Genomic DNA, 10,311 nt, shown 5'->3' on the forward strand with positions numbered 1-10,311 from the left:
CGGTCTGTACGGTCACGGTCTTTCCGTGACAGGAGGGTTGCATCGAGCTGCCCGAGCACACCGGGTGGTGGCCGGGCAACCGTCTCAGTCTATCCGGGCACCCGCGCGGGTCCCAAATCGCCGACCGGCAGCATGGCGAGGAGCTCCTCGCCAGCATCTCGTACGAGCTGTTCCCACAGGCACTGGAGTTCGGAGGTGGCGGTCGCGCTGACCGCAGGGCTGACGCTCGGAGCCGTCGCGTACTTCGTGGCCGACCGCTGGGTCCAGCGGATCGGCGGGGTGAGGTCAGCACGGTGCTCCTCGTCGCGGTCTTCGTGTCCAACCTTCCGGAGGCGATGGGTTCGGCGACGGACATGCGTGCCGCCGGCGAGCGGCCTGGGGTATGCCGCCTCGCGCGTCACCGCGGACCGGTTCGAAGGGGTGGTGGACGGGTTCGCCGCCGGCGCCCTGCTGGTGATGCTGGTCGGTGCGATGGTGCCGGAGGCCCGGGCGAAGGTGCAGGACAGGGCCGGGCTGGCCGCGGTGATCGGGTTCGCCCTGGGGGCGGGGCTCTCCGCGGTGACGTGATCACGCGCGGCCCAGCCCCGCCGCACGTGGCCTACTCGGTCGCGATGGCCCGCAGCACGTTGAGGCGCGAGGCCCGCAGTGCCGGGAACACCGCCGCGAGCACGCCCACCACCGCCGCGATGAGGACATAGACGACCAGGGTCGTGTACGGGATCGAGAGCTCGGTGATCCCCTCGTCCTCGAGTGCCCGTTGCAGGACCACGCCGAACACCAGGCCCATCGCGATGCCGAGCACCGCACCCAGGACCGCGATCGCCACCGCCTCCAGCCGCACCATCCGACGCAGCTGCCGTCGGCTCATCCCGACCGCCCGGAGGAGCCCGACCTCGCGCGTCCGCTCGATCACGCTCAGCGCGAGGGTGTTGACGATGCCCAGGGCCGCGATCACGATCGCCAGCCCGAGGAGCGCGTTGATCAGCATCAGGATCGTGTTGATCTGGTCGCGCTGGGACTCGATGAACTCGTCCTGGGTCTGGACGACCACGGTCGGGATGTCGGCCACGACGTCGCGCACGGGGTCCTCGATGTCGGCTCCCGACCTCCCCGGCGCGGCGGTGACCGCCACGAAGGAGTCCTCGCGGCTGAGCTTGACGCGGTCCACGAACCCGAACGACGTGACGTAGTTGGAGACGACGTTGGACTCGGGGAACGTGCCGGCCACCGTCATCGGGTAGTCACCGGACTGCGTGGTGACCTCGATCGTGTCCCCCACCTCGAGGCCTCGCTCCTCAGCGGTGTCCTCCCGGACCGCGACCTCGTCGGCGGCCAGCGTGTCCGCCGTGGCGTCGAGCTCGAACATCGAGAAGAGCTCGGCCGGATCGGTCGCGGTCAGGCCGGCGAAGGAGCCCTCGACGGAGGCAGGCACGAACTGCGCCTCCACCACGTCTCCGACACCGTCGATGCCGCGGATCTCCTCCGCGATCGACGTCGAGAACGGAGCCCCGACCGGGTTGGTGAGGAGGAAGTCGCTCGTGAACTCCTTGGTGACACCGACGTCGACCGACTTGTTGACCGACGAGCCCAGGATGCTCATCGTCGTCACGAGGGTCAGCCCGATCATCAGCGCCGAGGCCGTCGCGGCCGTACGGCGCGGGTTGCGCAGCGCGTTCTGGGTCGCCATGCGTCCCACGAGACCGAACGGGCGGAACAGGCCGCCGAGCGCGACGAGGACGGGATGGCTGAGCAGCGGGCTCATCAGCGAGACGCCGATGAGGATCGCGAGGACGCCGCCCCCGACGTACCACGCGCCGTTGTCGACCCCGGAGAGCCCGAGCCACACCAGGCCCGCGCCGATGACGACGAGAACCGCGCCGACGAGCATCCGCAGACGCATCGACGACTCCGGCAGCGCGACGTCGTCACGCATGGCCGCGACCGGCGCGACCCGCGACGCCCGGCGGGCCGGCAGGTAGGCGGCGACAAGCGTCACCAGCAGACCCACCACGTAGCCGACGACCCACGTGCGGGGCGAGATCACCAACGGCGTGTCACTCACGTCGAGGCCGAAGCTCTTGAAGAGCGCCGTCAGACCGTGGGCGAGCCCGATCCCGAGCAGCACGCCGACGGTCGATCCGATGAGACCCACCACGAGCGCCTCGATCAGCACGGACCGGCTCACCTGCCGCCGCGAGGCACCGAGTGCCCGCAGCAGCGCCAGCTCGCGGCTGCGCTGTGCGACCAGGATGGAGAACGTGTTGATGATGAGGAAGGTGCCGACCACGATCGCGATGCCCGCGAACACGAGCAGAATCGTCGTCAGGAACCCGAGGATCTCACCGATCGCGTCCTCGCTCTCCGCAGCGACGGCGTCGCCGGTGGCGGCCTCGAACCCGTCGGGCAGCACCTTCTCCGCCTCGTACGCCACCTCCTGCGGCGTCGCACCGTCGTCAGCGGTGAGGGAGACCGCGTTGTAGACGTCCTTGCCGTCGAGGAAGAGGTCCTGGGCGTAGCCGACGTCGAAGAGCACCAGCGATGCACCGGCCATCGATCCTCCGCCGAACTGCGCGAGGCCGACCAGCGTGGCCTCGAGCGTGGGCTGGTCACCGGCGGACACCAACGTCACGGTGTCGCCGACCTCGTACCCGCCCTTCTCGGCGCTCGTGGCGTCGATCGCCACCTCGCCGTCGGCGGACGGTGGCCGGCCCTCGGAGACGACGACCATCTGCTCGCCCGTCATGGCGGGCGCCTCGTCGTAGTTGAACGACAGCGTCGGGGGTCCGAAGCCCGCGACCAGCTTGCCGTCGGATCCGACGAGCGTCAGCGACTGGCTCTGCACCGTGCCGTCGGCACGGGCGACGCCGGGGAGCTCACGCAGCTCGTCGACGACGGACGCCGGGATGGTGCGGGTGTCGGCGCTCGGCGCCTGCTCCCAGCTCCCGGTGCCCTCGGCACGGACGGTCACGTCGGCAGTGGATCCCTCGATGATGCCGTCGAAGGACTTGCTCATCGTGTCGGTGAAGATGAGGGTGCCGGCGACGAACGCGACGCCGAGGACGATCGCGAACGCGCTCATCAGCAGGCGCACCTTGCGCGCCAGCAGGTTGCGCAGCGTCACCCGCAGCATCAGGCGGCACCGCCCTCGGCCGCAGCAGCCGTCTCGAGCGCGCGCATCTGGATCTTGGCCATCCGCTCGAGCACGGTCTCCGGGGTCGGCGCCCGCATCTCGTCGACGACCTTGCCGTCGGCGAGGAAGACGACCCGGTCGGTGTAGGACGCGGCGACCGGGTCATGGGTCACCATCACGACGGTCTGCCCGAGCTCGCGGACGCTGTGCTGGAGGAAGCTCAGGACCTCGGCACCCGAGGTCGAGTCGAGGTTGCCCGTGGGCTCGTCGGCGAAGACGATCGTGGGTCGGCCGACCAGAGCACGCGCCGCGGCGACGCGCTGCTGCTGGCCGCCCGACATCTCGTTGGGACGGTGCCGCAGGCGGTCGCGCAGCCCGACGGTGTCGATCACCTCGTCGTACCAGGCCGGGTCGGGCTTGCGGCCGGCGATCGACAGAGGAAGCAGGATGTTCTCCTCGGCTGTGAGCGTCGGCACGAGGTTGAAGGCCTGGAAGACGAATCCGACGTCGTCGCGCCGCAGGCGCGTCAGCTGCTTGTCGTTGAGCCCCGAGAGCTCCGTGTCGCCGATGAAGACCGAGCCGCTGGTCGCGTTGTCGAGCGCGGCGAGCAGGTGCATCAGGGTCGACTTCCCGGAGCCGGACGGGCCCATCACGGCGGTGAACTCGCCCTCGTAGACGTCGATGCTCACCCCGTCGAGGGCTCGGACCTCCGCCTCCTGCTTGCCGTAGGTCTTGCGCAGGTCCACCGCCCGGGCGGCGATCGTGCGAGCTGGGGTGGGGCCGTCGGACATGACACAACTCCTGACGAGGCGGGTTTGAAATCCCACGGTAGGGGAAGGTGGGGGCGCGACGGCACGGGTTTTGCCGCTGGCGAACACGTGCGTGCCGTGCCCGACGTCCCTGACACTGGTCGCATGAGCAACACCGAGCGCGACCCTCAGGAGATCACCGTGCCGCCCTCGTCGGACGAGGCCGAGATGGAGCTGCTCGAGCCTCGGCTCGTCCCCCTGGGTGGACCACGGGCGATGACGGTGCGCCGTACGCTCCCCCAGCGCCTGCGCTCGCTGATCGGGGCCTGGTGCTTCGCCGACCACTACGGACCGGACGATGTCAGCGAGTCCGGCGGGATGGCGGTGCCCGGCCACCCCCACACCGGTCTCCAGACGGTGACCTGGCTGTTCGACGGCGAGGTCGAGCACCGGGACACGGTCGGGTCGGTCACGCGCATCCGGCCCGGCGAGGTCAACCTGATGACCTCCGGTCGGGGGATCGCGCACTCGGAGTACTCGACCGCCGACACCACGACGCTGCGGGGAGTCCAGCTGTGGACGGCGCTCCCGGCCCCCGACCGCTTCGGCGACCGTGCGTTCGAGCACTTCGCCACCCTGCCGGTGCGCCTCGGTGCTGCCACCGTGCGGACGTTCGTCGGTGACTTCGCCGGCGCCTCCTCGCCGGTCACCACGTTCACGCCCCTGGTCGCGGCTGAGATCGCCCTGCCGGCGCGTGCCGAGGTCCGCTTCGACCTCGACCCGGCGTACGAGCACGGCGTTCTCGTCGATCTCGGGCCGGTCGACGTCGACGGCACGCACGTGGAACCGGCCGCTCTCGCGTACCGGCCGGTCGGGCGTACGACGCTGGTGCTGCGCACCGGCGAGACGGACGGCCGGGTCGTCCTCATCGGTGGCGTGCCGCTCGACGAGGAGATCGTCATGTGGTGGAACTTCGTCGGCCGTGACCACGACGAGATCGTGCGGTTCCGGCAGGCGTGGACGGCTCAGGTGGACGGCAGCGGCGACCCTGACGCGTACGGACCGTTCCCCGCCGCGTGGGACGGAGCCGCGCTTCCCGCCCCCGCACTGCCCCACGTCCGCCTCGCGCCCCGCAAACAGCCGCCGCGCTGAGTCCTGAGCACGCGCTCTCGCCCGGCAGGACGGGCTACGCTGATCGCACGCAGGCTGGACGGACGTGGGCCAGAGAGGCGGGTGACCATGACAGCTGTCGCCGAGCCCGTGGTGGTGAGCCACCACGCCACAGGCACGCGCCGTCAACGGACCGTGCTGGTCCTGAACGCCAGCTACGAGCCGCTCCAGCGGGTGTCCCTGCGACACGCCATCCGGATGCTCGTGCGGGAGGTGGCGGTCGTCGAGGAGGCCCACCCCGAGGCCCGGTTCGGTCCGTTCCCCGTACCCAAGGTGCTGCGCCTGGTCCGCTACGTCGTGATGCGCTGGGTGCACGCCCGCACGCCGCTGTGCACCAAGGGCGCGGTCAAGGCGCGCGACCGGCACTGCGGCTACTGCGGCGGGCCGGCGGAGACCGTGGACCACATCCTTCCCCGGTCCCGCGGTGGGCTGCTGACGTGGGAGAACGCGGTCGCCGCGTGCCTGCGGTGCAACCACCGCAAGGGCGACCGGACTCCGGCGGAGGCGGGGATGACGCTGATCGTCACGCCGGCCGCGCCCCGCCGGTCCCCGCTGACGTAGCCCGGTGGACGTCAGCGGGCCTCCGGTAGCCTCGGGGCCGTGTCTCTCAGCGTCCGTACGATCAGCACCGCCGACCACCTGGCGTTCCTGACCTCCCTCCCCTCGGCGAGCTTCCTCCAGACCCCGGCGTGGGCCGCGGTGAAGTCGGAGTGGAGGGGTGAGTCGATCGGGTGGTTCGACGGCGGGGACATCGTGGGCGCCGGTCTGGTGCTCTACCGCAAGCTCCCGAAGGTCGCGAAGTACCTCGCGTACCTCCCCGAGGGGCCGAGCATCGACTTCGCCTCCGCAGCCGCTGGCCCCGGCGGCCTGGCTGCGTGGCTCGACCCGATGGTGAAGCACCTCACGGGCCGCGGCGCGTTCGGCGTCCGGATGGGGCCCCCGGTCGTGCTGCGCCGGTGGGACGCGGCGACGGTCAAGAAGGCGGTCGCCGATCCGGCGCTGCGCACCCTCGGCGACGCTCCGGCCGCGGCGACCGACCCCCGCGCGATCGCGGTCACGTCGGAGCTGCACCGCCTCGGCTGGCGGGAGCAGGTCGGCGAGGGCGGCTTCACGGCCGGTCAGCCGAAGTACAACTTCTGGCTGCCGCTCGTCGACGCCGACGGCGCCCCTCGCTCCGAGGAGGCCGTGCTGCGCGGGATGAACCAGCTGTGGCGGCGCAACATCAAGAAGGCCGACAAGGCCGGCGTCGAGGTCACGCTGGGCGGCGCGGACGACATCGCCGCCTTCCACACGATCTATGCCGAGACCGCGGAGCGCGACCACTTCACGCCGCGACCCCTCGCGTACTTCCAGACGATGTGGGACGCACTCAACGCCGAGGACCCCGACCGGATGCGGCTCTATCTCGCACGGCACGAGGGTGATCTCGTCGCGGCGACGACGATGGTGCGCGTCGGCCAGCACGCGTGGTACTCCTACGGAGCCTCCACGACCGCCAAGCGCGAGGTCCGCGGCTCCAACGCGATCCAGTGGCGGATGATCCGCGATGCGCTCGCTGCCGGCTGCACCGTCTACGACATGCGCGGCATCACCGACACGCTCGACCCGGAGGACAGCCACGTCGGTCTGATCCAGTTCAAGGTCGGCACCGGCGGAGAGGCCGTCGAGTACGCCGGCGAGTGGGACCTGCCGATCAACCGGCTGCTGTACCTCGCATTCCAGCAGTACATGAAGCGCCGCTGAGGAAGGCTGACCATGACGCTCACTCTCCACGTCGACGGCGAACGCTGGCGCGCGCACCTGCGCGGCACCGCCGAGCTGTACGACGGCATCATCCCGGTCATCAAGGGCAACGGGTACGGGTTCGGCAACCGCGCGCTGGCACGGCGGGCCGACTGGCTCGGCACGGACACGGTCGCGGTGGGGACGTACGCCGAGCTCGTCGACGTCCTCCCCCGCTTCGGCGGCGACATCCACGTGATGACCCCCTGGCGCCCGTTCTGGGCCGACACGGTGCGCACGGAGCGGATGTACGACCCGCGCGTGGTGCACACCGTCAGTCGGGTCGAGGACCTGGACCTGCTGCGCACCGAGGCGCCGGAAGGCACCCGGATCGTCGTCGAGGGCGAGACCTCGATGGCGCGCCACGGCGTCGACCGGCACGCGCTGACGTCGGTCGCCGACAACCTGGGCCGGCTGCGGCTGATCGGGTTCTCGATCCACCTGCCGCTCTCGGAGGACAACCTGGCCGAGGCCGACAGCTGGGCTGCTGCCTTCGAGGCGTCGAAGCTCGCACCCGCCGTCTCCGGCACGCCTGTCTTCACCGTCTCCCACCTGACCGACCGTGAGGTCCGTACCCTCGCCGAGCGTCGCCCCGGACTCGTCGTGCGCCCCCGCGTCGGCACCGCGCTCTGGCTCGGAGACCGTGGCGCCTTCCGCGTCACCGGCCTCGTGATCGACTCCCACGTCGTCGAGCGCGGCGAGCGGATCGGCTACCGCCAACGTCCGATGCCGGTCGGTGGCACCGTCCTGATCGTTTCCGGCGGGACCTCGCACGGCATCGGGCTCGAGGCGCCCACCTCGGCCAGCACGATGAAACAGCGGGCGACCTCGGTGGCGAAGGGTGGGCTCGGAGCCGCCGGTCTCGCGCTGTCGCCGTTCACCGTCGCCGGCAAGCAGCGCTGGTTCGTCGAGCCGCCGCACATGCAGGCGAGCATGATCCTCGTCCCTGCCGGCGTCGCGGTGCCGGCGGTCGGCGAGGAGGTCGAGGTCGACGTCCGCATGACGACCACGACGTTCGACGCCGTCGACGCCCCCTAGCCGGCACCGGGCCGACCCGTGAGGATCGGCCCGGTCGTACGGCTCAGGCCGTCGCGAAGAAGGTCCGCAGGTCGTCGACCACCACCTGGGGCCGCTCGAGCATCGCGTAGTGCCCGCCTTCGGGGTGCTCGGTGAACTGCACGATGTTGCTGTTGTCGCGGTCGGCGAAGGCGCGGAGCGTCTGGAAGTCGTCGGCGAACACCGACACTCCCGTCCGGGCATGGTTCACCTGCGGCTCGGCGTCGCGGCGCGCCTCCTCGAAGTGGTAGCGCCCGACCGACGCCGACGTGTTGGTCAACCACTCGAAGGTGACCTCGGCGAGGATCTGCTCGGTCGTCACGAGGCTGGTCCCGTTGCCGAACGACATGAACAGCTCGTTCCAGGCGAGCTGCCCGACCGGTGAGTCGGAGACCCCCACCGCCACCGTCTGCGGCCGGGAGCCGTTCATGGCGTTGTAGCCGCCCATCGACTGGAACCACTGCATGTGCTCCAGCGCCGCGAACTCCTTCGGCCCGAAGCCCTCCATCTCGGCCGGGTCACCCGACGGGAACGAGAAGAGCTGGAGGACGTGGAGCCCGAGGAAGCCGGCGGGCTGCATCAGGCCGAGCTCGCGCGACACCATCGCGCCACCGTCGCTCCCGTGCACCCCGTACGCCTCGTACCCGAGTCGGCGCATGAGCACGTCGTACGCCGCCGCGACCCGCGCCATCGTCCACCCCCGGTCGACGACCGGCAGGCTGTAGCCGAAGCCGGGCATCGAGGGCACGACGACGTCGAAGGCGTCCTCCGCCCGACCGCCGTGCGAGACGGGGTCGACCAGCGGGTCGATCATGTCGAGGAAGTCGATCACGGAGCCCGGGTAGGTGTGCGCGAGCAGGAGCGGCGTCGCGTCCTTCTCGGCCGACCGGACGTGCAGGAAATGGATCGTCTGACCGTCGATCTCGGTCAGGAACTGGTCGTAGGTGTTGATCCGGCTCTCCACCTCGCGCCAGTCGAAGGCGTGGCGCCACTGCTCGACGACCTCGCGGAGATAGGCGTTGGGGACGCCGTAGTGCCAGTCGTCGCCAGGGGCTGGCTGCGGGAGCCGCGTGCGCTCGAGGCGCGCGGCGAGGTCGTCGAGGTCCGCCTGCGGGACGTCGATGCGGAAGGTTCGGATGGCGTCGCTCGCGCTCACGTCGGTGCTCATGAAAGGACGGTAGGACGCATTCAGGACGGTCAGATTCCTCAATCTGGGAGGATGCGGAGAATGTTGGAGACGTCAGCCCGGCTGCTCGCCCTTCTCGGCCTCCTCCAGTCGCGACCCGCGTGGTCCGGCCCCGAGCTCGCGGAGCGCCTCCAGGTCACCCCTCGCACGATCCGCCACGACATGGACCGCCTGCGGGAGCTGGGATATCCCGTCGAGGGTGCCCGCGGTCCGGCGGGCGGCTACCGGCTCGGCCCTGGAGCGAAGCTCCCCCCGCTGCTCCTTGATGACGCCGAGGCGGTCGCCGTCGCGATCGGCCTACGGACCGCCAGCGGCGTGGCCGGCATCGAGGAGAGCAGCGCGAGCGCCCTCGCGAAGCTCGAGCAGGTCCTGCCCGACCGTCTCCGCCGCCGGGTCGCGACGGTGACCAGCGCGCTCAGCGCCGGACCCGTCAACACCGACAGCAACGTGGAGGACCCCGAGATCGACCCCGCGGTCCTCTCACGCCTCACCGATGCGATCAGGGACCAGGAGCAGCTCCGCCTCGTGTACGAGGGCGAACGGCTCGACGTGGAGCCGTACCGCGTCGTCACCTGGCAGCGGCGGTGGTACCTCGTCGCCCGAGAGGTCCCTGGCGGTGCGTGGCGGGCGCTGCGGATCGACTGGGCGGAGATCAGCACGATGCCGCAACCACGGTTCGGCCCGCGTCCGATGGACGAACGGGACTACACCGCGTTCGTGGTGAGGGAGGTCGCTGCCGCAGGCTGGTCGGTGCACGCCCGCGTCACCGTCGCCGCAGCGGCCGAGGAGGTCCGTGCCCGCATCAACGACGCGGTCGGGGTCGTGGAGGCCATCGACGAGCAGACGTGCGTCCTCGTCACCGGCGCCGACAGCATCGAGATCCTCGCCGTGTACGTCGGGATGCTCGGGCTCGACTTCTCGGTCGACTCACCGCCCGAGCTGGTCGAGCACGTCAGGCTCCTGGGCCGCCGCTACGCCGCCGCCGGCAGCGGTGATCTGCATCCGGGCGACGAGCCAGACCGTCGCGACGACGTGCAGCACGATCGCCGCGACGTACACCAGGTCGGGTGAGCCGTCGACGGCCTTCGTCGAGTCGCCCAGGTGCCACCAGGTCGCCACGACCAGGAAGACCTCCGCCGCCTGCCACCACAGGAGGTCGCGCCACACGGGGTGCGCCAGCACGGCGAGCGGGAGCAGCCACAGGGCGTAGCCCGGAGCGTACGTCGTGCCGACCAGCA

Annotated in this window: 9 protein-coding genes; 6 read left to right on the forward strand and 3 right to left on the reverse strand. The window is 70.9% G+C overall.

The genetic code is table 11. The features are described 5' to 3' along the window. Nucleotides 1-357 precede the first annotated feature (357 nt). The gene (locus KV100_RS09550) at nucleotides 358-567 is read left to right on the forward strand and encodes a hypothetical protein (protein WP_220342729.1); all 210 of its coding nucleotides are present in this window, start codon (nucleotides 358-360) and stop codon (nucleotides 565-567) included. A 31-nt stretch (nucleotides 568-598) separates the two neighbouring features. Here the strand turns inward: KV100_RS09550 and KV100_RS09555 are convergent, their stop codons facing one another. Continuing rightward, the gene (locus KV100_RS09555) at nucleotides 599-3,130 is read right to left on the reverse strand and encodes an ABC transporter permease (RefSeq protein WP_220342730.1); all 2,532 of its coding nucleotides are present in this window, start codon (nucleotides 3,128-3,130) and stop codon (nucleotides 599-601) included. Continuing rightward, complete coding sequence (locus KV100_RS09560; protein WP_220342731.1) at nucleotides 3,130-3,921, reverse strand: ABC transporter ATP-binding protein; 792 nt, start codon at nucleotides 3,919-3,921, stop codon at nucleotides 3,130-3,132. The genes KV100_RS09555 and KV100_RS09560 overlap by 1 nt, the downstream gene beginning before the upstream one ends. 123 nt (nucleotides 3,922-4,044) lie before the next feature. Between KV100_RS09560 and KV100_RS09565 the strand changes: the two genes are divergently transcribed. The 4 genes from KV100_RS09565 (at nucleotide 4,045) to KV100_RS09580 (ending at nucleotide 7,869) form a co-directional block, all read left to right on the forward strand. After that, nucleotides 4,045-5,031 carry a pirin family protein gene (locus KV100_RS09565; protein WP_220342732.1) on the forward strand — a complete coding sequence of 329 codons (987 nt, stop codon included), beginning with the start codon at nucleotides 4,045-4,047 and terminating at the stop codon, nucleotides 5,029-5,031. Nucleotides 5,032-5,118: 87 nt separating this feature from the next. After that, nucleotides 5,119-5,610, forward strand: coding sequence for an HNH endonuclease (locus KV100_RS09570; RefSeq protein ID WP_220342733.1), 492 nt, complete (start codon nucleotides 5,119-5,121; stop codon nucleotides 5,608-5,610). A 39-nt stretch (nucleotides 5,611-5,649) separates the two neighbouring features. Next, on the forward strand, nucleotides 5,650-6,792 hold the full coding sequence (locus KV100_RS09575; protein ID WP_220342734.1) for a peptidoglycan bridge formation glycyltransferase FemA/FemB family protein: 1,143 nt from the start codon (nucleotides 5,650-5,652) through the stop codon (nucleotides 6,790-6,792). A gap of 12 nt (nucleotides 6,793-6,804) precedes the next feature. Then, on the forward strand, nucleotides 6,805-7,869 hold the full coding sequence (locus KV100_RS09580) for an alanine racemase (RefSeq protein WP_220342735.1): 1,065 nt from the start codon (nucleotides 6,805-6,807) through the stop codon (nucleotides 7,867-7,869). A gap of 43 nt (nucleotides 7,870-7,912) precedes the next feature. Here the strand turns inward: KV100_RS09580 and KV100_RS09585 are convergent, their stop codons facing one another. After that, nucleotides 7,913-9,055, reverse strand: a complete 1,143-nt coding sequence (locus tag KV100_RS09585) for an epoxide hydrolase family protein (protein ID WP_220342736.1) — start codon at nucleotides 9,053-9,055, stop codon at nucleotides 7,913-7,915. Between the two features lie 60 nt (nucleotides 9,056-9,115). Between KV100_RS09585 and KV100_RS09590 the strand changes: the two genes are divergently transcribed. Next, on the forward strand, nucleotides 9,116-10,144 hold the full coding sequence (locus KV100_RS09590) for a YafY family protein (RefSeq protein WP_220342737.1): 1,029 nt from the start codon (nucleotides 9,116-9,118) through the stop codon (nucleotides 10,142-10,144). Nucleotides 10,145-10,311: the final 167 nt, after the last annotated feature.

It is taken from the genome of Mumia sp. zg.B21, from assembly GCF_019550855.1.
Classification (GTDB): domain Bacteria; phylum Actinomycetota; class Actinomycetes; order Propionibacteriales; family Nocardioidaceae; genus Mumia.

Excerpts from the sequence above, each read along its gene's own strand:
- KV100_RS09555 (WP_220342730.1), bottom strand. The coding sequence starts at position 3,130 with ATGCTGCGGGTGACGCTGCGCAACCTGCTGGCGCGCAAGGTGCGCCTG.
- KV100_RS09560 (WP_220342731.1), bottom strand. The coding sequence starts at position 3,921 with ATGTCCGACGGCCCCACCCCAGCTCGCACGATCGCCGCCCGGGCGGTG.
- KV100_RS09565 (WP_220342732.1), top strand. The coding sequence starts at position 4,045 with ATGAGCAACACCGAGCGCGACCCTCAGGAGATCACCGTGCCGCCCTCG.
- KV100_RS09570 (WP_220342733.1), top strand. The coding sequence starts at position 5,119 with ATGACAGCTGTCGCCGAGCCCGTGGTGGTGAGCCACCACGCCACAGGC.
- KV100_RS09580 (WP_220342735.1), top strand. The coding sequence starts at position 6,805 with ATGACGCTCACTCTCCACGTCGACGGCGAACGCTGGCGCGCGCACCTG.
- KV100_RS09585 (WP_220342736.1), bottom strand. The coding sequence starts at position 9,055 with ATGAGCACCGACGTGAGCGCGAGCGACGCCATCCGAACCTTCCGCATC.
- KV100_RS09590 (WP_220342737.1), top strand. The coding sequence starts at position 9,116 with ATGTTGGAGACGTCAGCCCGGCTGCTCGCCCTTCTCGGCCTCCTCCAG.